Origin of the sequence: Tenacibaculum larymnensis (assembly GCF_028829235.1) — a bacterium.
GTDB lineage: Bacteria > Bacteroidota > Bacteroidia > Flavobacteriales > Flavobacteriaceae > Polaribacter > Polaribacter larymnensis.
In genome coordinates this window covers 16,947-42,434 of sequence record NZ_JAIWJY010000014.1, presented here as the reverse complement: position 1 = coordinate 42,434, position 25,488 = coordinate 16,947, and the positions used below count along the sequence as shown (strand labels likewise).

The 25,488-nt window shown below is 29.2% G+C and carries 26 protein-coding genes; 17 read left to right on the top strand and 9 right to left on the bottom strand.

What is annotated here, in order from left to right:
* Positions 1-112 precede the first annotated feature (112 nt).
* From LCI24_RS15910 to LCI24_RS15890, 5 genes are all read left to right on the top strand, one after another.
* A complete protein-coding gene (locus tag LCI24_RS15910; RefSeq protein ID WP_274641263.1) occupies positions 113-655 on the top strand; it encodes an AAA family ATPase in 543 nt (180 codons plus the stop codon).
* Positions 648-2,534, top strand: a complete 1,887-nt coding sequence (locus LCI24_RS15905) for a RecQ family ATP-dependent DNA helicase (RefSeq protein WP_274641262.1) — start codon at positions 648-650, stop codon at positions 2,532-2,534. The genes LCI24_RS15910 and LCI24_RS15905 overlap by 8 nt, the downstream gene beginning before the upstream one ends.
* The gene (fmt, locus tag LCI24_RS15900) at positions 2,534-3,478 is read left to right on the top strand and encodes a methionyl-tRNA formyltransferase (RefSeq protein ID WP_274641261.1); all 945 of its coding nucleotides are present in this window, start codon (positions 2,534-2,536) and stop codon (positions 3,476-3,478) included. Before LCI24_RS15905 ends, fmt begins: the two co-directional genes overlap by 1 nt.
* A 186-nt stretch (positions 3,479-3,664) precedes the next feature.
* Entirely contained in the window at positions 3,665-3,937 is a 273-nt protein-coding gene (locus LCI24_RS15895) for an HU family DNA-binding protein (protein ID WP_099216100.1), read from the top strand.
* A 120-nt stretch (positions 3,938-4,057) separates the two neighbouring features.
* The gene (locus tag LCI24_RS15890) at positions 4,058-4,828 is read left to right on the top strand and encodes a pentapeptide repeat-containing protein (RefSeq protein ID WP_274641260.1); all 771 of its coding nucleotides are present in this window, start codon (positions 4,058-4,060) and stop codon (positions 4,826-4,828) included.
* A 97-nt stretch (positions 4,829-4,925) separates the two neighbouring features.
* Here LCI24_RS15890 and LCI24_RS15885 read toward each other — a convergent pair whose 3' ends face one another.
* From LCI24_RS15885 to LCI24_RS15870, 4 genes are all read right to left on the bottom strand, one after another.
* The gene (locus LCI24_RS15885; RefSeq protein ID WP_274641259.1) at positions 4,926-5,519 is read right to left on the bottom strand and encodes a hypothetical protein; all 594 of its coding nucleotides are present in this window, start codon (positions 5,517-5,519) and stop codon (positions 4,926-4,928) included.
* Positions 5,520-5,659: 140 nt separating this feature from the next.
* A complete protein-coding gene (locus LCI24_RS15880) occupies positions 5,660-6,652 on the bottom strand; it encodes a collagen-like domain-containing protein (RefSeq protein ID WP_274641258.1) in 993 nt (330 codons plus the stop codon).
* A 56-nt stretch (positions 6,653-6,708) separates the two neighbouring features.
* Positions 6,709-7,254: a hypothetical protein gene (locus tag LCI24_RS15875; protein WP_274641257.1), complete on the bottom strand. Its 546-nt coding sequence runs from the start codon at positions 7,252-7,254 to the stop codon at positions 6,709-6,711.
* Between the two features lie 31 nt (positions 7,255-7,285).
* Positions 7,286-7,765, bottom strand: a complete 480-nt coding sequence (locus LCI24_RS15870; protein ID WP_274641256.1) for an outer membrane beta-barrel protein — start codon at positions 7,763-7,765, stop codon at positions 7,286-7,288.
* Positions 7,766-8,034: 269 nt separating this feature from the next.
* Between LCI24_RS15870 and LCI24_RS15865 the strand changes: the two genes are divergently transcribed.
* From LCI24_RS15865 to LCI24_RS15820, 10 genes are all read left to right on the top strand, one after another.
* Complete coding sequence (locus LCI24_RS15865; RefSeq protein WP_274641255.1) at positions 8,035-8,769, top strand: LytR/AlgR family response regulator transcription factor; 735 nt, start codon at positions 8,035-8,037, stop codon at positions 8,767-8,769.
* Between the two features lie 26 nt (positions 8,770-8,795).
* Positions 8,796-10,706 carry a tetratricopeptide repeat-containing sensor histidine kinase gene (locus tag LCI24_RS15860; protein WP_274641254.1) on the top strand — a complete coding sequence of 637 codons (1,911 nt, stop codon included), beginning with the start codon at positions 8,796-8,798 and terminating at the stop codon, positions 10,704-10,706.
* Positions 10,707-10,732: 26 nt separating this feature from the next.
* Positions 10,733-12,103: a sensor histidine kinase gene (locus LCI24_RS15855; protein ID WP_274641253.1), complete on the top strand. Its 1,371-nt coding sequence runs from the start codon at positions 10,733-10,735 to the stop codon at positions 12,101-12,103.
* 183 nt (positions 12,104-12,286) lie between these two features.
* Positions 12,287-12,559, top strand: coding sequence for a DUF4242 domain-containing protein (locus LCI24_RS15850; RefSeq protein ID WP_099216102.1), 273 nt, complete (start codon positions 12,287-12,289; stop codon positions 12,557-12,559).
* A 157-nt stretch (positions 12,560-12,716) separates the two neighbouring features.
* Positions 12,717-13,292 carry a sigma-70 family RNA polymerase sigma factor gene (locus LCI24_RS15845; RefSeq protein WP_274641252.1) on the top strand — a complete coding sequence of 192 codons (576 nt, stop codon included), beginning with the start codon at positions 12,717-12,719 and terminating at the stop codon, positions 13,290-13,292.
* Between the two features lie 51 nt (positions 13,293-13,343).
* A complete protein-coding gene (locus LCI24_RS15840; RefSeq protein ID WP_274641251.1) occupies positions 13,344-14,243 on the top strand; it encodes a sterol desaturase family protein in 900 nt (299 codons plus the stop codon).
* Positions 14,244-14,310: 67 nt separating this feature from the next.
* Positions 14,311-14,745, top strand: coding sequence for a MarR family winged helix-turn-helix transcriptional regulator (locus tag LCI24_RS15835; RefSeq protein WP_274641250.1), 435 nt, complete (start codon positions 14,311-14,313; stop codon positions 14,743-14,745).
* Between the two features lies 1 nt (position 14,746).
* Positions 14,747-16,174, top strand: coding sequence for a serine hydrolase (locus LCI24_RS15830; RefSeq protein WP_274641249.1), 1,428 nt, complete (start codon positions 14,747-14,749; stop codon positions 16,172-16,174).
* A gap of 10 nt (positions 16,175-16,184) precedes the next feature.
* The gene (locus LCI24_RS15825) at positions 16,185-17,486 is read left to right on the top strand and encodes a serine hydrolase (protein WP_274641248.1); all 1,302 of its coding nucleotides are present in this window, start codon (positions 16,185-16,187) and stop codon (positions 17,484-17,486) included.
* Positions 17,487-17,576: 90 nt separating this feature from the next.
* A complete protein-coding gene (locus tag LCI24_RS15820) occupies positions 17,577-19,013 on the top strand; it encodes a serine hydrolase (RefSeq protein ID WP_274641247.1) in 1,437 nt (478 codons plus the stop codon).
* A gap of 40 nt (positions 19,014-19,053) precedes the next feature.
* On the opposite strand, the gene LCI24_RS15815 is transcribed toward LCI24_RS15820, so the two are convergent.
* Entirely contained in the window at positions 19,054-20,235 is a 1,182-nt protein-coding gene (locus tag LCI24_RS15815) for a THUMP domain-containing class I SAM-dependent RNA methyltransferase (RefSeq protein ID WP_274641246.1), read from the bottom strand.
* 112 nt (positions 20,236-20,347) lie between these two features.
* Between LCI24_RS15815 and LCI24_RS15810 the strand changes: the two genes are divergently transcribed.
* Entirely contained in the window at positions 20,348-21,076 is a 729-nt protein-coding gene (locus tag LCI24_RS15810; RefSeq protein ID WP_274641245.1) for a class I SAM-dependent methyltransferase, read from the top strand.
* Positions 21,073-21,762: a ZIP family metal transporter gene (locus tag LCI24_RS15805; protein WP_274641244.1), complete on the top strand. Its 690-nt coding sequence runs from the start codon at positions 21,073-21,075 to the stop codon at positions 21,760-21,762. Before LCI24_RS15810 ends, LCI24_RS15805 begins: the two co-directional genes overlap by 4 nt.
* Here the strand turns inward: LCI24_RS15805 and LCI24_RS15800 are convergent.
* The 4 genes from LCI24_RS15800 to LCI24_RS15785 form a co-directional block, all read right to left on the bottom strand.
* The gene (locus tag LCI24_RS15800) at positions 21,730-22,098 is read right to left on the bottom strand and encodes a cupin domain-containing protein (protein ID WP_121147479.1); all 369 of its coding nucleotides are present in this window, start codon (positions 22,096-22,098) and stop codon (positions 21,730-21,732) included. The two genes, LCI24_RS15805 and LCI24_RS15800, sit on opposite strands and share 33 nt — an antisense overlap.
* Before the next feature lie 648 nt (positions 22,099-22,746).
* Positions 22,747-23,289: a hypothetical protein gene (locus LCI24_RS15795; protein WP_274641243.1), complete on the bottom strand. Its 543-nt coding sequence runs from the start codon at positions 23,287-23,289 to the stop codon at positions 22,747-22,749.
* 65 nt (positions 23,290-23,354) lie between these two features.
* Positions 23,355-23,915: a hypothetical protein gene (locus LCI24_RS15790; RefSeq protein ID WP_274641242.1), complete on the bottom strand. Its 561-nt coding sequence runs from the start codon at positions 23,913-23,915 to the stop codon at positions 23,355-23,357.
* A 41-nt stretch (positions 23,916-23,956) separates the two neighbouring features.
* Positions 23,957-25,477 (bottom strand): helicase HerA-like domain-containing protein, encoded by a 1,521-nt coding sequence (locus LCI24_RS15785; RefSeq protein ID WP_274641241.1) that lies wholly within the window; start codon positions 25,475-25,477, stop codon positions 23,957-23,959.
* Positions 25,478-25,488: the final 11 nt, after the last annotated feature.

Here is a 25,488-nt window from a genome sequence, read left to right as displayed (position 1 = left end):
CAAAAAATTACTGTTTTATTAAAAATCATCAAAAAATATAGAAATTGTAATGATGAAGCACAAAATTACACTATTTATTATATTTATAACTTGAAACTTTTATTTTTGCCCCATGCAACAAAAAATAGTTTTAATAGGTGGTCCTGGTACAGGTAAATCCTCTATTTTAAGAGAATTTATTAGACGTGGATATGAATGTATGCCAGAGATTTCAAGAGAGGTTACACTAAAAGCTCAAAAAGATGGGATTGACCAACTTTTTTTAGAGCAACCTTTATTATTTAGCCAACTATTATTAGAAGGAAGGGAACAACAGTACATAGATGCTCATCAAAGCGATGCTGAGATTATCTTTTTTGATAGAGGAATTCCTGATGTACATGCTTATATGAATTATTTAGGATCTGACTACCCAGATATTTTTATTGAAAAAAGTAATAAGTATTTATATAGTAAAGTTTTTATGTGTGCCCCTTGGGAAGCCATATATAGATCTGATAATGAACGTTACGAGACTTTCGAACAGTCAGTAAAAATAGATACCTTTTTAAAAGAGGCTTACGAGGAAGTAGGCTATAATATTATTGACGTTCCTTTTGGGTCGATACATGAGCGCTGTGACTTTATTTTACATTCGTTAAAACACGATGTATGATGAATCTCTACAAATATTAAAACATTATTGGGGTTATACTTCTTTTAGAAAACCGCAACAAGAAATAATTACTGAAGTATTAGCAGGAAACAATGTTGTTTCTTTACTTCCTACAGGAGGCGGAAAATCTATCTGCTTTCAAGTACCTACATTGGTTAAAGAAGGAGTTTGTATAGTAGTTTCTCCTTTAATTGCCTTAATGCAAGATCAAGTTTCTAACCTTGTTGATAAAGGTATAAAAGCAACTTTAATACCTTCAGGAAGCACACAAGATGAGATTATTACATTATTTGATAATATTCGATTTGGAAACACTAAGTTTTTATACATTTCTCCTGAACGATTACAATCTCGTTTTATTCAAGAAAAAATAAAGCAACTAAATGTAAATTTAATTGCTATTGATGAAGCACATTGTATTTCTGAATGGGGGCATGATTTTCGTCCATCTTATCAAAACATTACCATTTTAAAGGAACTACAACCTACCTCTCCAATAATTGCTTTAACTGCTACAGCAACTCAAAAAGTAATTTCAGATATTATTTCTTCTCTTGAATTAGAAAACCCTACTGTATTTAAAAAATCTTTTTTTAGAGAAAATTTAGCCTACCAAATTTTTAAAACTGAAGATAAACTTGGTAAACTCAATCAGATTTTCACCAAAACAAAGGCTCCTGCAATTGTATATGTAAATACTCGTAGTAAGACAAAAGAAATTAGTAATTATTTAAATGCACAAGGCTTTAAGAGTTCTTTTTACCATGGTGGATTATCTTCTGTAGAGAAAAAAATAGCTTTTGATAATTGGATGTCTGAAAAAACTCCAATTATTGTTGCTACGAATGCCTTTGGTATGGGAATAGACAAACCCAATGTTAGAGTGGTTGTACATATTAACTTACCTTCTTCTATAGAAAATTATATCCAAGAAGCAGGTCGTGGAGGTCGTGATGGAATAAAATCTTTCTCTGTAGTATTAACAAACAATAGTGATATTTCTTTAAGTAATGAATTACTTGAAAAATCATTACCAACCATTGAAGAAATAAAAATTGTTCATCAAAAACTATATCAGCATTTTCAAATTACGAAAGGAGAATTAATAGAAACTGCTTTTGATTTTAATTTTTTAGGCTTTTGTAGTAAATACAATTTCATACCTAACAAAACATTTAATGCACTTCAAATACTTAATAATAATGGAGTCATAGAATTAAACCATAGTTTTCAACAAAAATCTACTGTTCAATTTTTAGCTTCAAGTAAACAAGTTATATCACATACAAATCAAAACACCCAGATTAAAAATTTTATTCAACAAATGTTACGTATGTATGGTGGTATTTTTGAAACTCCTGTAAAAATTGATGAGTTTTATATTGCTAAAAAATTAGAAACTACTTCATGGTTTGTAATTGACACATTGGAAAAGTTAACTCAAAAAGAACTAATCTCCTATACTAAAACTACTAATAATGCTGAACTTTTCTTTTTACAACCCAGAGAAGATGATAAAACCATCAACCGAATTTCGGTAAATATCAAACAATATATTAAACAGAAAAAAAAGAAAAATAGAGATTTACTTCAGTTCATAGAAAATAATTCAGTTTGTAGAAGTGTACAACTACTCTCCTATTTTGATGAACATCAATCTCAAAACTGTGGAATTTGTGATGTTTGTTTACAGAAAAAAAATAAAACTAGTATCAATCAAAAAGATATTCTTTCTAACTTACAAAAAGAGAAAACCTATACGGTTACTGAAATCTGCTCGCTATTAAATGAAAAAGAAGCGAACATTTTAATACTTTTGCGAGAGCTTCTTTCCGAAGAAAAAATACACACAAAAAACAATAAATACTTTTTAAAATAATGAGAGATTTACGCATCGTTTTTATGGGAACACCTGATTTTGCTGCTACTATTTTACAGCATTTAGTGGAGAATGATTATAATGTAGTTGGTGTTATCACTGCAGCTGATAAACCTGCTGGTAGAGGTCGTAAGCTTAATCAATCAGCTGTAAAAAAATATGCTTTATCTCAAAACTTGCCTATTCTTCAACCTAAAAACTTAAAGAGCAAAGAATTTCAAGAAGATTTAAAAAAGTGGAATGCTAATTTACAAGTAGTTGTAGCTTTTAGAATGTTGCCAAAGTCAGTTTGGGCAATGCCAGAATTTGGCACCTTTAATTTACATGCTTCATTGCTACCAGAATATCGTGGTGCTGCTCCTATTAACTGGGCTATTATAAATGGTGAAACAAAAACGGGTGTTACTACTTTCTTTATTGATGATAAAATTGATACTGGTGAAATTATTCTGCAAAGTGAGGTAACAATTAAAGAAGATGAAATTGTTGGTGAATTACACGACAGATTAATGCATTTAGGAGCTAAACTAGTAGCTGAAACTTTAGACTTAATAGCTAAAGGTGATGTAACAACTACTAAACAACCTGAATTAGAAGAAAAATCTGCACCAAAATTATATCCACATAATTGTAAAATAGATTGGTCTAAATCTTTAAATGATATTTACAATCATATTCGCGGATTAAATCCATATCCTGCTGCTTGGACTACTATAGTTAACGGAGAGGATGAACTTTCAGCTAAAATATATGGAGTTGGCAAAGAGCCTTCTTCACATAATCTTGATATTGGTACCATTGTTACTTCTAAAAAAGAACTAAAAGTAGCTGTAACAGATGGTTACTTAAATATTCATCAAATTAAAATTTCTGGTAAAAAATTAATGGATGCTCAAAGTTTATTAAACGGTTATCAGTTTAACAAAGAGGCAAAAGTGCTGTAGCCCTTTATTTATAGGGTTTTAACGTTTTTAACAAAAAACGGCCAGTGGTTATTAACAATTAAGGGCAACTTATTAACAAAACAGTATTTTTTTTAAGTCAAATCTTGCACAATCCCGCATTCCGTCTATATTTGTTGAGCTATTGAAGCAAAAAAACATTAATTAATTTTAAAATCTATTTAAATTATGAACAAATCAGATTTAATCGATGCGATGGCTGCTGATGCAGGAATTTCAAAAGCTGCTGCTAAAGCTGCATTAGACTCTTTAACTGATAACGTAACAAAAACTTTAAAGAAAGGTGATAAAGTTGCTTTAGTTGGATGGGGAACTTGGTCTGTTTCTAAGAGAGCTGCTAGAACTGGTAGAAACCCTCAAACAGGAAAAGAAATTAAGATTGCTGCTAAAAATGTAGTTAAGTTTAAAGCTGGTGCTGGTTTAAGCAATTCAGTAAACTAATATTTTCCACGAAACATATTACAAACAGCATTTAGGCAACTAAATGCTGTTTTTTTATATCAAAGTGTCACAAAAAATAAATACTGGTTGTCTATTATATAGAACTTAAAACCTTTTAAAATGAAAAATATAGTTACTGTCATCGGACTTTTATTTTGCTTTTCTACAACTTTTGCCCAAAGAACCTTCAATGCATCAGATATTATGAAAGATGTTAAAAACGGGAAAGCGGTAGAAATTTCTAACGCCACTATTAAAGGTACATTAGACTTTACTTTTATGGATGAAGCCTTACCTAAATTACCTAAAAGAAAAAGTTGGTGGAACAATGGTGGATCTAATACCATTGAAAAACAGATTACCAATAAAGTTTCTTTTGTTAATTGTGTTTTTGATGATGATGTATTAGCTTACATTCCTCATGAAAAAAGCGGATATACCTTTGTAGCTAACTTTGAAGATGTTGTTGTATTTAAAGACTGTACTTTTGAGCAAAAAGCTATGTTTAAATACTCTGATTTTGAAAGAAACACTAATTTTTCTAATACTAAGTTTAAAGGAGATTCTACCTTTAAATATGCAAAATTTGATAGAGATATTACTTTTGAAAATACTTCTTTTGAAGAACCAGCTACTTTTAAATATGCAGATTTTAAACGTTTTGTAAGCTTTAAAAACTCTATTTTTAATGAGAGTGCTATTTTTAAATATACTGAGTTTAAAGACGGGGTATCATTTAGAAATGTAAAATTTGAAGAAGACTTAAATATTAAATATACTAAAGTGTCTGGTGAATTTGATATTACAGGAATGGAAGTAGCTTTTGATATAGACTCAAAATACACTAAAATAAATGGAAAAAGTTTTAATAAGTATTTAATGAAAAGATAAACTTTATTTTCAGGATAAAAAAAAGAGGAGCTACGCTCCTCTTTTTTTAAAAAACTTTTTAATTCAATTTTTAAATACATTACACTAAATTTTTAGTTTATAATTTTTCTTTCCAAAAAACTCCTTTTAAGGTAACTTCTTCTTCATTATTATTGGTAAAAGTAACTTTAAATTCCCCTAATGTATGGTATACAACTCCTTCAATTTCTTTCATTTTATATAAAGTCACATTACCAACTCCATTATTTTGATAAGCATCATTAGTAGGTAGATACATTTCTACAACCATTCCTGATAAATATTTTGACTCTTCTAGACTCAATGTACTCTCATTCAAATCGTTTCCGTTTTCGTCATACATTAAGCTATCAGGAGTATTTACCTTATTTCCAAATGAATAACGTAAATACATTGTTGATATATATTCTGTACTAATTCTAAATTGTCTAAAATAAGCTGAATTCAGTAATTGTCCACCTCCATAACTTACAAAACTAGCTTCTTCGTTCTTTACTTTACTTCCGTTTTTATATACTTCAAAATAAGCTCCTTGTTCTCCTTTTACTTTATCCCAAAATGTTACTCCTATTTCAGATGGTTGAGGCTCTGATGATATTTCATTTTCTGAACATCCCACAAAAAAGATTAATGCAGTTAATGCTACTATTGTTTTTAAGTAATTTATTTTCATAATTTTTATACTATATAAGATGTCATTTTGAGTGAATTTCAAGCATTTCAGGGAAAATAAATAAGAAATCATTCGTAATTACATAGTATAACGCTATTAACAAAAGTAAAAACACCCAAAATGACTTATATTTTATTTTTTTAACCTTTTAAATTAAACTTTTCCTTTACCTCTTCCCAGCTAAGTCTTAATAAACTTTCCTTATCAATTCCTTTACCACTTAGTTGAGCACCCGATGGTATTAAAACATAACGAAACTTATTTCCTTTAGCAGAATCATATTCAATATCCCTAAGGTCATTTCCATCTATACTATTTAAATGAATCCATAAAATATTACCTGTAGAAGTAGGATACACTTTATAACTTCCATTTCTAAACTCATAACTAAATGGTGTAAAGTAATTAGCTCCATAATTTTTTCCATAAACTAAAATTGCTCCTCCTTCATCAGAAAAATCATATAAACTATTGTACCCTATAGCTGCTAACACAGGATCTGGCACAATATATTTCATTATCTTTACAGTGTTTGAGTTAGTTGAATTCCAGTCATAATCCACCCAAGTAGTTGCTACAACATTAGCTGTACCTTTTAAGTTAATTGGAATACCCCAGCTATTACTGGTTTTAGGTCCATATAAATCTCCTGTGGTACTATCTAAATAATAATCTCCTACTATACCTAATGAGGTTGAAGGAGCCCCATTACCATTTAAAATTACTGAACCATCTTGTCCGTCTGCACCATCTTGTCCGTCTGCACCATCTTGTCCATCAACTCCATCTTGTCCGTCTTGTCCGTCTTGTCCGTCTTGTCCATCAACTCCGTCTTGTCCATCAACTCCGTCTGCCCCTTTTAAACTTAAAGGTGTTCCCCAGCCATTTTCTGCTTTTGGTCCATATAGGCTACTTGTATTCATATCTAAATACATATCCCCTATATTTCCTGTAGTTGCTTCTGGTATTCCACTTCCACTTATAATAACACTACCGTCTTTGCCAGGAATTCCTTGAATACCTTGTTCTCCTTGAGGTCCTTGTTCTCCTTCATCACCCGAACAACTTACTATTACTCCCATTGTGGCTAGTAATATAATTAATGTGACAATCTTTTTTATTATATCATTCATTTTAAATATTTTTTCTATCTATATTTTCTCTTTTACTATTTTAAAAAAGTAGATTTTTAAAAATCTACTTTTTTTGCTACATACAATGTTCCTGAAATAGAAACTTCAACTTCATTAGAATCTATAAATGTTCCTGAAAACTCCAAAAGAGTTTCTGTTTTACCTACCTGGTCAGTTCCTGAATTCACAGTACTGTATGGTGCATCTTTTTTAATAGTAATTGCTCCTGACTTAGAGGTATATACTTTATTATTAAGAGTAACAACTACAGCTGAGTTTTCATCTTCACTTCTTCCAAAAGGCTTTAATTCTCCGTCTATTTTAACTGGAAATGCATTTACTTTTACCTCTTCATCTTCTACGTAAGCAAAAATTGTATAAAAGCTCCTTTGTGATTCCTGATCAGTTCCTTTCACAATAGTAGCTGAAGACGTTGAAACTGTGTTATTTTCATATTTAGTACCATCTATAGTAATTTCATAATAGGAATCCTTAGTCGATAATGGACTATCATCAAGATCATCACTACTCGAACAAGATACTATTAAGGTAAGACCAATAAAAAGACTTAAAAATTTAAAAATGTGTTTTGTTGTTTTCATAAGTTTATTTTTTAATTATGTGTTTATATACTTACAGGCTGTACATTACACCTGCACTAAATACAATTTGATTACCATTATTTAACATTGCTTTAATTTCTGAAAAGCCTGTTACTTTATTAGAAATAGTGTAGTTTAAACCTCCTCCTAGGTTTATTCCAAAATCTGTTGAAGAAACTGAATATGCCGAATTTAATGAAGATGACACACTTGTATAAAACAAATTAATACCAATTAAAGGGTATACGCTAAATTTTTCTTTCAATTTAAAAAAGTAATGTGCATCTGCATCAAAACTCATCATTGTTGTTGATAGTTCAGGTATACTTTCTGTGAAGAAATAACTCATACTGGGTGATACCTTAAGTTTTTCAGAAATATCAAATGAAGCTTTTACTCCTAACCCTAAATCTGACTCAGAGCCATATACCACACCTGCTCCTACTTTTGTTTGACTAAAACTTACTACAGCTATTAATAATGCCAAAGTTGTAAATACGTTTTTTCTCATGTTCTTTTTTTAAAATTAACTTTTGATTTTAGTGTTCTCCCTGAACACAAAGCAAATGTGCATCAATAAGCTAATCTTTAAAAAACCTTTTTTATAACTCGTAAGGTTATCTTGTATTTTGCTTAATAAACCTCATACAACTGATTTACAAAAACAAAAAGCAAACTATGAACTATTTTATGTTATTTATGGCTTAAATTAATAGATTTATAACTTCAAATCTATATTTAGAAGAGATAAATAATAAATTAGCTTAAAAATTTACATAAATGATTCGAGCAATAATTGTGGATGATGAGTCTAAATCAATAGAAAACTTAATTTGGGAATTAGGTAGTTTTAAAGATCATATAAAGGTTATACAAACATTTACTTGTCCAAAAGAAGCTATTCTTTTTTTAGAAAAGAACACTATTGATACGATTTTTCTAGACATAGAAATGCCCTCTATGAATGGTTTTACTTTTTTAGATAAACTTAATAGTAACGATTTTGCCATTGTTTTTACTACAGCTTATAGTGAACACGCTTTAAGAGCGATAAGAAAAGGAGCTTATGATTATTTATTAAAACCTATTAGTAATTCACAATTAAAAGAAGCTATAGAACGAATAAAAAAAAGAAAATCTCCTACAATAAACATAGATACACTAGAAAATATACTAGTTGACTTTAATAATAAACAAACAAAAAAAAGAATTGCTGTACATAATGATGGATGTTTAACATTTATTGAACTTCATAAAATTATTTATGCCGAAGCAGACGGTAGCTACACTAGGTTGATAATTCAAGGAGAAAAGGATATTGTCTTAAGTAAAAAACTAAAAGACGTTACAAATATGTTAGGAGACAAATTGTTTTACCGCATTCATAATTCATATGTTGTAAACCTTCAAAAAATAAAAAAATTTTTCAAAACTGAAGCTTATTTAGTTATGGATAACAATAAAAAAATTCCCGTAGCTCGCCATAAAAAAAATGATCTTTTAAATCATTTTTAACACTAAAAAATTGAAAACAAAATGCTATGTATCTTTTAAAATACTTCTTAATAATTGTTTCTCTATTCTATACTATAACAGCTCAGTGTACTAACTCTATAGATAGTTTAGACTATCAAAAAACATACACTTACAAGGAAATAAATAGATTTTTAAAAAAACATAATAAAGACACTACTATACAGAAAGAACTTTTTGAAAAATTCAAAAAAAATAATTTTGCTTATGGTCAAATATACGAGCTGATTCATTTAGGAAATAACTACAGAAAGTACTCTTTATTTGACAAAGCTATTATTACTCATAAACATGCTCTAGAAATAGCTAAAAGAGCAAAAAATGATGAATTCATTATTTTTAGTCTTAATATGATAGGTGTAGATTATCGAAAGAAAGATGCTCATAAAACTGCTATCGATTATAACCAAGAAGCCTTGAAAGTTGCTGAAAAAATAGTAAACCCAACTTACGGAATATTAAGAAGTATTGAGGTTTCATATAACTCAATTGGTAACATTTATTTTTACTTAGAACAGTATGATTTGGCCTTAAAAAACTACAAAGCTGCACTAAAATATGCTAAAAAATCTAAAAATAAGTGGTCACAATCAATTAATTACGAAAACATAGGAAAAATTAAAATAGTTCAAAATAATTTTAATGAAGCCGAAGAATATATTCTCAAAGCTTTAGAGATTGATACAAGCATTAAAAATCATTTCGGGCGTATGATTTGTTATAATAGTCTTGCTTACGTTAATATTAAAACAAATAACTACCAAAAAGCAAAAGAATATTTAAAGCTGGCAATGCCCATAGCCTTATCTGTAAAAAACAAATTTTATATTGCTAGTACTAAAGCTAATTTAGGATACTTATACTTAAAAACAAAACAACATAAACTTGCAAAAGAGTTTTTAGGTGAAAGCTTAAATATAGCAACTAAAGAATCTTTTAAAACTTTATTGGTAAACATACACAATTACTTCTATGAATTTTATCTAAATAACAATCAACATAAAACTGCTTTATATCACTATAGAAAACATATAGAAATAAGACAACAACTAAATGCTAATAAAAAGGCTCAATATGTTAATGACTTAGTTCTTAAATATGAAACTAACAAGAAAAAAGAGCTAATAGAAAAATTAGAAAGCGAAAAAAAAATAAGTGATTTAAACCATGAAAACTCTAAAAATCTTTGGTTAATGGGGTTTAGTATAGTTATATCACTTTTTTTAATTATTTACTTTTTTTCACGTCAAAAACAACTTCAAGCAAAGAAAAAAATTTCTGACTTACAAAGTACAGTATTACGTTCTCAATTAAATCCTCATTTTATTTTTAATGCATTAAACTCGATTAAACACTATATTATTAAAAATAAAAAACACGATGCAATAGACTATCTTAATAAATTTTCTGAATTTACAAGAAGAGTCCTAGAAAAAAGTATACTAAGAAGTATCTCTTTAGAAGATGAACTCTATAACTCTCAACTATATGTTGAACTTGAAAATGCTCGTTTTGAAGATAATATTAACTTCGAAATAGATGTTTCTAAGGATATTTCTCTTTCTAGTATCATTGTTCCACCATTTATTTTACAACCTTTATTAGAGAATGCTATTTGGCATGGAATAGCCTCCATAAAAAATAAAAGAATCAGTATTCATATACATCAATTAAAAGAACATATCTATATTACAATTACTGATAATGGTATTGGTAGACAAAAAGCTTATGAAATAAAAAAAGAGCAAAAAAAATATAAAAGCTCAATCGGTATTAACCTTGTAAATCAAATTTTAGAAAATTTTTATAAAGAAAAATACACCCTTTCTTACAAAGACTTAGATATTAATAATGAATTTAACACCTCAAAAGGAACTATGGTAACTATAAAAATACCAATATTAACAAAACTACTTTAGAAGTTTATTTAAACACTTAAAACTATATGGAAGTAACTTCTTTTTTATGGCACATAGTAATAGCTAACCTTACTATATTCTTTATTATCAGTCTTTTTATTTATAAAAACATTAAAGAAGAGGTTTTTAAATATTATGCTGTTTTTAAATTTTTTTTACTTTTTTATTTAATTATTAAATCTGGAAATATTATTACTCCTGAGCTCAACTACTTACGCCCTTTAAACTGGGGAATTCAGGTAGTTTATAACATATATTTATCTTACTTTGGAATATCTTTCCTTAAACTTCAAAACTATTTTCCAAAAACTATAAAACATATAAGATATATACTTAAAAATGTTTTAATTGGTAGTAGTATTCTTTGTTTTATTACAATAGTGTTTAGTTATACTATTTTTTATTTTTACTTCTTTACTTTTATCTACCTTCCTTTTCATCTTTTAATTAGTTTTTATCTTTTATACTTAGCTAGTAAAACTCAAGCAAATGAACGTATTTATTATTTTTTAGGTACGTTGAGTTACATTGTTTTTGCTAGTATTGCTTTTATCTTAACTATTACTCAAAATATTTACATTGGTGCTTTTAGTGCTGTTTCTTTTTTTTACATAGGTATACTTATAGAAGAATATAGCTTTGGTTATGGTTTAAGTGAAAAAATAAAAAAAATATACTATGATAAATTAACCACAGAACGAAAACTTACCCTCGCTCAAAAAAAAATAAACAAACACTTAAAAAGTGAAGTAGATAAAATTAAGATAGAAAAACAAGTAAAAGATTTAAAGTTCATTGTAATGAACTCCAAAATGAATTCTCATTTCATTTTTAATGCTCTAAACTCTATTAAACACTATATTATTAAAAGTGATAGAGATAATGCCATTAATTATCTGGGGGAATTTTCTGAATTTATTAGAAATATTTTAGAAATAGATCCTACCAAAATGATATCTCTCGAAAAAGAGTTAAACAATATTAACCTGTATGTATCTCTTGAAAATATGCGATTTAATAATGAAATTAAATTAAAAACCATTGTTAATTATGGTATAAGTTTAGAAAACACAAAAGTACCTCCGTTTATACTTCAACCTTTTATAGAAAATGCAATTTGGCATGGTCTTGCTTCCAAAAAAAACAAGAATATTAAATTAATTGTTGAACAACAAAATGATAACATAGTAATTAGCATTACAGATAATGGTATTGGAAGAAAAAAAGCTTCTAAGCTATCATTTAAAAGAGAATCTTATAAAAAGTCAATGGGAATTGATATTACTAAAAACATTTTAAAAAACTTTTATGAAAATAATTTCTCTATTAACTTTTTAGACCTATATGATAATAAAGCACCCATAGGTACAAAGGTTATAATTGAAATTCCAAAATAATTTGCATATGTAAATAACACAAATAATTAACCTTTAAAATTTAGGTTGACTCTTATTATTAATTACACTAACTTAGTATACAACTTCTTACCCTCAAACCTACAAATACTAATGGAGTCCAGAAACCATTCAAAAACGGGGTAAATCCGAAAAACCAAACGAGTAGGAATTAAATTTAATGTCATGCCTAAATATGTTATTGAACGAGAGCTCGCAGGAGCTAGCGAACTAACCCCTGAGCAACTAAAAGAAATTTCACAGAATTCTTGTGGAATTTTAGATGAATTAGGACCTAAAATACAGTGGGTTCATAGTTATGTAGCAGAAGACAAAATATATTGTATCTACAATGCACCTGATAAGGAAATGATTCTTAAACATGCAGAAAAAGGAGGTTTTCCTGCAAACAAAATCAATCAAGTTTCAACTATTATTGACCCTATTACTGCCGAGTAATCATTATTAAAACACTAAAAACAAACCTAGTAAGAGAATTCTTACGAGGTTTGTTTTACTTTCTAATAAACTGGGTAATTATTTAAAAATCATAAACTTTTTTTAACTTTAAGATCTAATTAAATAGTAACTACTTTAATCATCATAGCAGAGAATAATGACATTCGACAAAATTTGGGATACTCATAAAGTCCATTTACTAAATTTTATCAATACTAAAGTTAATGACAAACATATTGCAGATGATATTCTACAGGAAGTTAGTTTAAAACTATATAAGAGTTTGGCTAAAGAAATAGAAATAAAAAATTATAAGAATTGGCTTTTTCAAGTTACCAGAAACACAATTGCTGATTACTACAGAAAGCAAGTAAAACAAGATAAAATTGTAATGAATCAGCCTGAAATGAATATTAATTTCGATCCTTGTGTTTGTGACTTATCCTCTTTTATTATTCAACAATACCTTCCTAAAAAATATAGTGATCCTCTTTATTTAAGTGATATCGAACAAAAACCTCAACAAGAAATTGCTGACACTCTAAACCTAAGCTTAACAGCAACAAAGTCTAGAATACAAAGAGGGCGTAAAAAGCTAAAAGAATTAGCTATTGAATGTGTTGATTTTTCTTATAATAATAAAGGTCAAATAACTGATTTTACACTAAAGAAAAACTGTGAACTCCCACAAGAATTAAAAAATGAGATGAAAAGAATAAACTTTATGCCATAATCTTGCATCTTTTTACTTCCTTTTGACGACTACAAGAGAAAGTAAAAACATATGATACATAAAAAAACATCTTTACTAGCTGTCCCTTTCTTATTATTATCAACTGCTATATTCAGTTATTTAACTCTAATAAATAAATGGAATTTTGAAATTTCCTCTTATGCTATTTTCTGCTTTACACTCTTATATATTTTAGTTTTAGAACGTATTATTCCGTTAAAAAGAAAATGGACTCCTCAAAAAAACTCACTTTGGACAGATATTAAACATTTAATTTTCTCTACAGCTTTATTTGATGCTTTTGGAAAAACACTCGCCTTATCAATAAGCATTTATGTTCAAGAAAATACTTTTACTTTATTCAACTTCTGGAATACACTCCCTTTTTGGGTCTGTTATATTATCGCTAATTTAATTGGTGAACTTCTTCCGTATTTATACCATCGCATTAGTCATAAAGGTAACTCTAAATCATATTTAAGTCTCTTACTCTGGAAAATTCATTCAATTCATCATTTACCAACAAGTTTAAATTGGTTTAAAACAAATTGGATACATCCTCTTAATATGTTTTTAAACACACTTTTAAAGATGGCTCCTATTCTACTTTTAGGATTCAGTAAAGAGATTATTTTTTTAGTAGGAATTACACATACTGTTATTGCCTATATTTCTCATGCCAACATTCAAACAAGAAAAAGTTTTTTGGATTATCTTATTGTTACACCTCAAATCCACCATTTTCATCATAGTACCGATATGGAAGAGGCTAAAAACTTTAGCAATATCTTTCCTTTCTGGGACTTGTTATTTGGTACCTATTACAACCGAAAGGGAGCTGTTAAAGAAGTAGGAGTTATGAAAAGTTCTAAAATTAATTACCCAGAACCTTTTACATATTATAAGCAATTAGTATTTCCTATAACAACTTTAAAAGAATGTTGTAAATAAAAAATCACAACACAATATATTTGATATATCAAATATATTTTTATTTTTGCTTGATATATCAAATAAAATGAATTTTAATACACCTACAACTACTGTTTTATATTCTATCGAAGAAACTATAAAGGCATATCGTAAGCTCAGTCAACATAATATTGCCCAAATTGTTCCTGATATAACTGTAGATCAGGCTCTAATTTTATTAATGCTTGAAAATAATAATAAAACTCAAACAGAAATTGCCGATTTAGTTTTTAAAGACTATGCCTCTATGACACGTATAGTGAAACTAATGATATCTAAAAACTATTTAATTAAAACAACGGATAGAAAAGACAAGCGAAAAGCTAAGTTAGAAATTACAGATAATGGAAAAGAAATTATAAAAAAACTAAAGCCAGTAATACAAAAAAACAGACAAACTGCCTTAAATAATGTATCTAATAAAGAATTAGAACAGTTATACAAAACTTTAAAAAAAATAACTAAAAATTGCAATTCTTAAAATGAAGAGATTAATCTATTTACTTATACTTACAATTACTTTTTCTTGCACAAAGAAGAAATCTACTCTTATTAAAAGTCAAAAAATAAATCAAATTGCTAATTACTTAGACTCTTTAGATGGATTTAGTGGTGCTGTTTTAATTGCTAAAAATGACAGCATATTATTCAAGAAAGCATATGGGTTTGCTCATCTGGGACACAAAATAAAAAACAATACAGAAACTAAATTTTCGTACGCATCTATAGGCAAATCTTTTACTGCTGTTGCTATACTAAAACTAGTACAAGAAGGAAGATTATCACTAAAAGATCCTATCGGGAAATTTCTTCCTAACTATAAGAACAAAGAAACAAGAGATTCTGTTACTATAGAATTATTACTAAAACACAGAAGCGGTCTCCCAAATTACTTTCATTCCGAAAAGTTCTTAAATACCTCTAAAGATAAATATAGAACTATGGAGCAACTTTCGCATTTGTATGAAAATGAACCTTTAGAGTTTAAACCTAACAAACAATTTGCATATAGAAATACTAATTATATTGTACTAGGTAGAATTATAGAAGCCATCACAAAATTGCCCTATAATGAATATGTACAAGAGCATATATTCTCTATAGCTGGTATGCAAAACACAGGTAATTTTGATATTGATCATACTATTGAAAATGCTTCTGAAAACTATACCCTTTCAGACAGTTACCCTAATCAATTACAAAAAACAATTTTCATGGGAGGTGTAAAAGGTACTCCAGCTGGAGGTGGATACACAAACGTAGATGACTTATATAATTTTACAGTAGCTTTTAAAAACAATAAGCTTTTAAACAAAACCTATACCGACCTTATGAAAAAAGAACCAAAAAATGATTGGTATGGGTACGGAATGCAGTTTGCAGGAGCTAAAGGTTCTGGAATTTATGGTCACAGTGGAGGACATTTCGGTACTGGTGCTGAATGGCGAGTTTTTGAAAAACAAAATTACATCGTAATACTTTTAACTAATAAAGATCTAGATCAAGGCTTTTTTGACGCTCGTTTTTTTATAGAAAAAACAATCTCAGGCACAACTCCAAAGCTAGACAACTACTTTTTTACTAAAAAGATAATTAAAACTTGTTTGAATAACAGTATTGAAGAAGCTAAAACAGAAATTAAAAACTCAAAATTCAAACTTTCTGAAATAAACTTAAACGCTAAAGGCTATGAAATGATAAAAAGAGGCTTTTATAAAAATGCTATTGATTTATTTATGCTTGAAGTATTCTCTTTCCCTGAGTCTTATGATGCATATGATTCTTTAGGAGAAGCCTACATGAAAGACGGACAGATAAAAAAAGCTATCAAAAATTATCAAAAAAGCCTCGAGTTTAATCCTGATAATACAAATGCTGTAGAGAAACTAAAAGAATTAAAATCTATTTAATTGTAATTAAATGAAATACTACACTATTCTACTAATATTCATTACATCGTTAGCTTTTGCTCAACAAGAGACAACATTAGAAAGTTACATGGATGCTCAAGCAAGTATTAATCATTTTTCAGGAACAGTATTAGTAACTAAAAATGACTCCATCTTATTAAAAAAAGCGTATGGAACTGCTGATTATGAATGGAAAGTTCCTAATACAATTGATACAAAGTTTAGTTTAGCTTCAGTATCAAAACAATTTACAGCTGTTGCTATCATGCAGTTAATAGAAAAAGAAAAGGTCTCATTAGATGATAAACTTACTAAGTATTATCCAAACTTTCCTAAAGGGGACCAAATAACAATTAAAATGATGTTGACGCATAATGCTGGACTCCAAATGGATTATGATGAGTTATATCTTACAAAAACATCATTAGATAAAGATTCTGTAGCAAATTATATTATGCAAAAACCTTTGTTGTTTAAACCAGGTTCAAATACAGCATACAGTAATATTGGGTATTATTTACTTGCACGTATTATTGAAAAAATTTCTAATCAATCCTATGCAGCATATCTTAAAGTAAATCTATTTGATAAAGCTAAAATGTATAATACAGGAATTAGTAACAACGATTCTATAGTTCCTAAATATGCAGAAACCTATTACCAAAAAGAAGGTACGCTTATAAAAAAACCTTATATAAACTGGAATTTTAATATTGGTCATGATGGAATTTATTCCACTGTAGAAGATTTATATCTCTGGAATAAGGCTCTATTTGACAGTACTATTTTACTAAACGAAACCTCTAAAAAGAAAATGTTTACATCGTACAATGACCAAAAGTTTGGGTTTGGTCTAATGATAAATCCCTTCTATAATCAAAACCATGAATTAATAGCTCATGATGGAGGATTTTATGGAGCCATGACTTCGTTTAATAAATTTACCAATGATAACATTTTTATTACCATTTTATCTAATAATCAATCTCCTTCATATTTAATTGCTTACGGACTTGCTGCTATTATTTTCAATAAGCCTGTTGAGCTTCCATATAAACATCTACAAGTCAAAATAAATCCTGCATTATATAACGAGTATGTTGGTAACTATGAAAATGTTACAATTCTTAAAAGGAATAAAAAACTATACTACTCTAATTATGATACTGAATTATTACCAGAATCTGATGTCAAGTTTTTTATTACTAAAAAAAATAAGACTATTGAATTTATTAAAAACAAAAAAGGTAAAGTCACCAAAATTATAGTTAGAAAAGCTGGAGTCGCTGAAATTAAAAAGAAAACTAGTTAATTAAATAGTACTCTACCCAAGTCTTAAATATTATTTTAAAGAGTTGTTTTAGCTCTTTAAGAATATAGATAAAAAACGTAAACCCTAAAAATGAAAAAAACAACTTATTCCCTTTTACTTATAATCATACTTTCTTGTACAAATAAGAAACCTACATCTATTAAAGATCCTAATGTAGATAAAATTGCTAATTACTTAGACTCTTTAGATGGATTCAGTGGAGCAGTTTTAATTGCTAAAAATGATAGCATTTTATTTAAGAAAGCTTATGGATATGCTCATTTAGGGCATAAAGTTAAAAATAGAACAGATACAAAATTCAATCAAGGTTCAATTGGTAAATCATTTACTGCCGTAGCCATATTACATTTAATACAAAAAGGAAAACTATCACTTCAAGACAATATAGGAAAGTTTCTTCCAAATTACCCTAATAAAACTGTTAGAGATTCTATAACAATAACTCATCTTTTAACACATACTAGTGGACTACCTCATTTTTTCGCTAGAGAATCTTTTATAAAAGGATCTAAAGATTTATTTAGATATACAAATGACTTTAGTTCTCTTTATGAGAATGAATCAATGGAATCCAAACCAGGTAAAATATTTTCATACCGTAATACCAATTACTTAATACTAGGTAAAATAATTGAAGCTGTATCTGGTACAGAATATGATAATTATTTAGAAAGCAATATTTACTCGATTGCTTCGATGAAAAATACAGGAAACTATGACTTAGATCATCCTATTGACAATGCCGCAGAGGGTTATACAACTTCTGAAGTCCACCCGAATAAGCTTAAAATAAATATTCATACGTATCCTGTAAGAGGCGGTGCTCACGGAGGTGGGTATACTACTTTAGACGATCTTTATAAATTTTCCCAAGCTATACATAACTATAAACTACTTAACAAAGAATACACTAAACTATTCACTACTCCTTTAAAAAAAGACAGTTATTATGGTTATGGAATGCAATTCTCTAATCCAGAAAAAGGCACTATATATGGACATACTGGAGGGCATTATGGTGTAGGTAACGAATGGCGTGTTTATAAGCAAAAAGGATACTCAATAATAATTCTAACAAACAAAGACGCTGATAAAGGTTTTTTAGATGCTCGTTATTTTATTCAAAAAACTATTTCTGGAAATAGCCCTAAACTAAACAATTACTTTTTTACCAAAGAAGTCATAAAAACCTGTTTAAATGAAGACATTGAACAAGCAAAAGCTTTAATCCGAAAATCAAAATTTAAAATTTCAGAAATTGACTTAAATACGAAAGGTTACGAAATGATAAAAAAAGGTTTTTATAAAAAAGCAATCAACTTATTTACTCTTGAAATACTATCCCACCCTGAATCATACAATGCTTACGATTCTTTAGGAGAAGCCTACATGAAAGATGGACAGATAAAAAAAGCTATAAAAAATTATCAAAAGAGTTTAGAAATAAACCCTGAGAACTTAAATGGAAAGGAGAAGTTACGCGAATTATTGGCTATGAATAATTAGCACTAACAAAAACTCCGCTAAAAAAGCGGAGTTTTTATTTTTATTCTTCTTCATCGTTAAATGAAGTATTCTTCTTTGCTTTTTTACTTCCTTCGTAGAGTTCGTATTTTACAAAACGACAATCTAAATCAGCATTCTTAAGCGGAATCCTTTTCGACGTTCGTAAACCTACATGCTTTAAAGCTTGAATATCCGATGTGATTAACCACGCTGTTGAGTTTGGATAATTATTCTTTAAAGTATCTCCTATTTTTGTATAAAACTCTTCTACATCAATATTTAAACGCTCACCATAAGGCGGATTGAACAAGATTGTAGTTTTACCAAATACTTCTTTCTTAGAATTGAAGAAGTTTACATGATGTACCCCTATAAACTCTTCTAAATTTGCATTGATAATATTCTGTTGTGCTTTTCTAACTGCAGATGGAGCCTTATCAAATCCCATAATTTTAAAATGAGAACTTCGTATTTTCTTTAATAACGAATCTTGAATAACAAAATATAAATCTTCATCATAATCCTTCCAATTTTCAAAAGCAAAATGCTTTCGGTTAATGTTTGCAGGAATTTGATTCGCTATCATTGCTGCTTCAATCAAAATAGTTCCTGAACCACACATCGGGTCTATAAAGTTCTCTTCACCTTTATACCCTGAAAGCAAAATTAATCCTGCTGCCAATACCTCATTAATCGGCGCAATGTTTGTTGCACTTCTATAACCACGCTTGTGTAACGATTCACCAGAAGAATCTAACGATATAGTTAGCCATTCTTTATGAATATGTACATGAACTTTTACATCTGGATATTTTAAATCTACATTCGGACGCTTTTTATACTTGTGCATAAAATAATCTGCAATAGCATCCTTCGATTTCAAACTAATATAGTGCGAGTTGGAAGTAAAGTTTTTTGAGTTTACTACCGAGCCAATAGCAAATGTTCCATCAACATCTAAAAATCGTTCCCATTTTACACGTTGAATTGCTTCGTATAAATCTTCTTCATCAAAAATTTTACTACGTTTAATCGGTTTTAAAATACGAATAGCAGTACGTAAAGCTATATTAGCTTTATACATAAAACCTTTATCTCCTCTAAAAGTAACACTACGTACTCCCTCCTTCACTTCCATTGCTCCTAGCAGTCGTAATTCATCTGCTAAAACACCTTCTAAACCTGCCATGGTTATGGCAGTCATTTTAAAATCTTTTTCCATGTAACTGTAAAATTTCATTGCAAAAGTACAGCTAATTTTGGGTTGTTGTGAATCTTTTCTACTTTGAATATAAAAAACGTAAGTTTTACGTATTTTTGCAGACCTTATAGTTATGAATACAACAACAGATTGGTTTACTTCATGGTTTAATACACCATACTATCATATTTTATACAAGCATAGAAACGATGCCGATGCACAGTTTTTTATGCGAAACATTACTTCTTTTTTACAGTTACCTAAATTGAGTCGTATTGCTGATTTACCTTGCGGTAAAGGACGTCATGCAGTTTATTTAAACTCGTTGGGTTATGATGTTGTGGGAGGTGATTTAAGTGAAAACAGTATTGAACATGCCAAACAATTTGAGAATGACACACTTCATTTTGAAGTTTGGGACATGCGAAATCCTATTGAAAGTAAATACGATGCTGTATTTAATCTTTTTACCAGTTTTGGTTACTTTGAAGATGATAACGAAGACATTGCTGTTTTAAGAAGTATTAAAAACGGACTAAAAGAAAACGGTGTTTTTGTGTTAGACTTTTTAAATGTTGAAAAAGTAAAAAACACACTAGTAAAAGAAGAAGTAAAAACTATTGACGGCATTGAATTCAATATTCAAAAAGAAATCAAAGACGGATTTATCTTGAAACATATTTCTTTTACTGCTCAAGGTAAATCACATTCATATACTGAACGTGTAAAATTTTTAACTTTAGAAAAACTACAATCATATTTTGATAGTGTCGGCTTACAAGTAACACATGTTTTTGGCGATTACAATCTTAATGAGTTTAATTCACAATCTTCTGACCGCTTAATTATTGTTGCTAAATGAGTTACTTATTGCTAATTATTTCTGTTTTAGTAGGTGTTTTATTCGTTTTTACACTAAAACCTAGTAACACCTTCGTTCGCTTATTATTAGCCTTTAGTGGTGCTTATTTACTTTCGGTAACTATTTTACATTTATTACCCGAAGTATATCACCATACCGATGATACTAAATTAATAGGTATTCTAATTTTAATAGGAATTATTATTCAATCGGTATTAGAATCATTTTCAAAAGGAGCTGAACACGGGCACATACACTTACATTCTGACTCGTCTAAATTTCCTTGGTTACTTTTTGTAAGTTTATGTATTCATGCTTTTTCAGAAGGATTACCAATTCATCATGCAGATGATAACTTATTATGGGCAATTATTGTACATAAAATTCCAATTGCAGTAGTTTTAACCACCTTTTTACTACAAACAAAGTATTCAAAGAAAACAATCTTTTTCTTTTTAACTGTATTTGCATTAATGAGTCCTTTAGGTATTTTAGTATCTAACAAAGTTCCTTTAATAGAACAATACCATACAGAAATTACAGCTTTAATAGTTGGAGTATTTTTACACATTTCAACCATTATTCTTTTTGAAAGTACTGAAAACCACAAATTCAACTACAAAAAATTTGCTGCTATTATTTTAGGAATATTACTAACTATCTTCTCTATGCACCAACCCCATTGAGAAAGCAGGTAAACAAACTGCTAAATACTCACAAGGTTCTGTAAATGGATTGGAATATTGAATACGTGTATTTTTTTCAATTTTAATAGATTGTCCTGCTTCTAACACGACAATTTCACCATCAATATTAAATTGCTTCTTTCCTTTAATTATATAAGTATATTCTTCAAATTCTGGTTTTTGAAAAGGTTCACTCCAACCTGGAGGAGCTATCATATGTGCAATACTTACTTTTGAATTTCCATCAGTAGCATTTCCAAAATGTTCTTCGATTAATTTTCCGTCGGTAGTTGGCACTACAAACGGACTTTTTTGAATGGTATATTTTTTACTCATATCGTTTTACTTATTTCTTTCGAATTTTTAAGCTTATGATTGTTTTACGAACTTAATTAAAATAGACGAAAAGTTATTCCAATATAAAAAAACAAAAAAGAGCACCCTAAAAGAATGCTCAATCTTTTCCATGTACAGTTACTAGCCCCCCAGCTGTATTACTGTACATTTCGGTTAGTGATTATTAACACAAAATTAACAATTTTATCTTATTACAAAACTAGAATTAATATAAATAAAGAATCCTTCATTTAGGAATTGTAATTCTTAGAAAAAAACTTCCAAAAAACTATAAAATAGAACCATACTCTGTAAACTTCTCCTTTGTATATCAAAGTATATATAAGTTGATAACATTACGGCGTACTCCGTTGATACTACGCTATGGGTAGTTGAGATCACGGCATGGGTTGCTAATACTACGGCATGCTCCGAAGACACCAAGGCATGGGTCGCTGATATCACGGCGTGGGTCGCTAATACTACGGCATGCTCCGAAGACACCAAGGCATAGGTCGCTGATATCACGGCATGGGTTGCTAATACTACGGCATACTCCGAAGACACCACGGCATACTCCGAAGATATCACGGCACACCCCTTTAGCATCAAGGCATTAGTTAAATAAAAAAATGAGTGGTATCTCTTTTAGTTCTTTTTTTCAGACTCCCAAATTGGTAGAAGACTTCTTTTAACACTTTTAAACCTATCTGGCATGTTTTTAAAAGGAGTAACAACAAAGGTAAAACTGTTATCGGCACTAAACCTCCAATAATTTCCTTTTAACACTCCATCTTCTGTTTCAACATTCCAATCAGGGATATTAATTAAAGAGAATTCTTTGGCTTCTTTATTAAAGTCTAGCGCAAAATCTCTTAATACATGTTCAGAAGGATACTTCAGTGTAATTTTTGCGTTTAAACTACCCTCATCAGTAACATATAAAGTACATGATTTTGATGGATAGCTTTCTATTTCTTTCCTCCAGTTTCTTGTTACCACTTTTTTTAGTTCTGAACTAACTTGCATACTATCTGATTCATTGGCTATAAGTGCAAATATATTTTCTTGAACTATGATTATTGTTTGCTCATTTGGGTTTATGGTAACGGTTGTTTTCTCCGCTCCTATTCTACTGTTTTCTCCAAAAAAAACTCCCAATACAAAAAATGCTATTTTTATTACTTCCATCTTTTAAAAATTACATAGCTATTATTAATTAAAAAGCCGAAACATCTGTTTCGGCTTCGAATATTTTAGTTAAACCAAATGGTAAATGATTTAATTTTGGCTAAATCTGGAATTTGTTCTTTGGTTACTTTTTGAGTACTAAATTCTTTTAAACCTAAATCTTCATTATCAATCGTTATTGTTGCGTTTAAATCATCAATAAATAAGGTTGCTGATGAAAATGATGATTCTACTTTACTCACTTTAGTATTTGCATTAATTTCTTGAAAAGTAGATTTTATATTTACTCCTGATTTTGTTTTAAAACGATCATCAAAAATTTCAATACTCTTAATTGTTGATGTAGAGTCCAATTGTTCTTTTGGAGTAATTGTTAGTAAATGCTTTCCTCCTTTTTCATATACTAAGTACTTATCATCTTCTTGAAAAAGATTATTTCCTTTAGCCCCTTCACTTAATACTTTAACTACTGAATCTTGCTTAAATACGTTTTCTATTTCGTTAACAGTTGTTTTAGTAGTTAACTTTCCTACTTTTCCTTTAGCAATATCAAATTTACTATTACCACACTGGATGAATAGTACTGATATTACTGCGATAACTAAAGGTTTCATTAATGTTCTCATTTGTCTTCTTTTATATTTAAAACGTCTATTTCTTGTATTTCTTATTTTATTACTTTTTTCAAAATTCCAAAGGCTGCTCTTATAAAAGTAGCACTTGTTAATACCTTTACTATTGGATTCATACGTGTACTTCTACTACCTGTTGATGAACTTCTTCTTGTCTTTTCTTCTTCCTCTTTGCGTGCTTCTTCGGTTTTCTTCTCGTTAATTTTTTCTATCTTCTCGTTTAGCATTTCGTAAGCACTCTCCCTATCAATAGTATCGTTGTATTTCGGAATTAATCTTGAATTATCTAAAACTTGTTTAATTTCCTTTTCTGTTAACACATCCATTCTACTCATAGGTGCACGCAACATGGTTCGTGCCAATGGTGATGGAATTCCTTTTTCATTTAATACAGAAATCAACGCCTCTCCTATTCCCAATTGTGTTAATACTTCTTTAGTATCGTAATATTCAGAATCAGGATAATTTTCTGCGGCTAATTTAATTGCTTTTCTATCTTTTGCTGTAAATGCACGTAAAGCATGTTGAATCTTCATTCCTAACTGAGCTAATACATCTTCTGGAACATCTTTTGGATTTTGTGTAACAAAATACAATCCTATTCCTTTAGATCGAATTAATTTTACAATGCTTTCTATTTGACTTAACAACGCTTTTGAAGCTTCATCAAACACTAAATGGGCTTCATCTATAAAAATCACCAATTCTGGTCGCCCACTATCTCCTTGCTCTGGAAAAGTTTCATATACCTCAGCTAGTAACTGTAGCATAAAGGTTGAAAACAGTTTTGGCCTATCTTGAATATCTGTTAAACGTAATACAGAAATAACACCACGTCCGTTTTCATCAATACGGGTTAAATCGTCAACTTCAAATGATTTTTCTCCAAAGAATAAATCACCTCCTTGTTGTTCTATTTCTATAATTTTTCTAAGAATTGCTCCAGTACTTGCGGTAGAAATTCGTCCGTATTCTTTTTTAATCTCTTCTTTCCCTTCATTGGTTATATATTGAAGGATTTTCTTGAAATCTTTTAAGTCTAATAACGGTAATTGGTTATCATCACAATATTTAAAAATAATCGCTACAATACCAGATTGTGTTTCAGTCAAATCTAAAATACGTGATAATAAAACAGGTCCGAATTCAGAAACTGTAGCACGTAAACGAACTCCATTTTGTTCTGAAATTGATAAAATTTCTATTGGGAATTTTGTTGGAGTAAATGGTATTCCAATTTTTTCGTGGCGTTCATCAATTTTAGCATGCCCAGGGCTTGGTTGTGCTAATCCACTTAAGTCTCCTTTTACATCCATTAACAATACAGGAATTCCTTTTTCTGACATGTTTTCTGCCAGCACTTGCAAGGTTTTTGTTTTTCCTGTTCCTGTTGCTCCAGCTATTAATCCGTGACGGTTTAATGTTTTTAAAGGAATATTTACATGAGCATTTGTTACAGTTTCTTCTCCTAACATTCCTGCTCCGAGTGTAATAAACTTTCCTTTTGTTGTATAGCCTTCTTTGATGTAATTGAAAAACTCTTGGGTTTTACTCATTATTTATGACC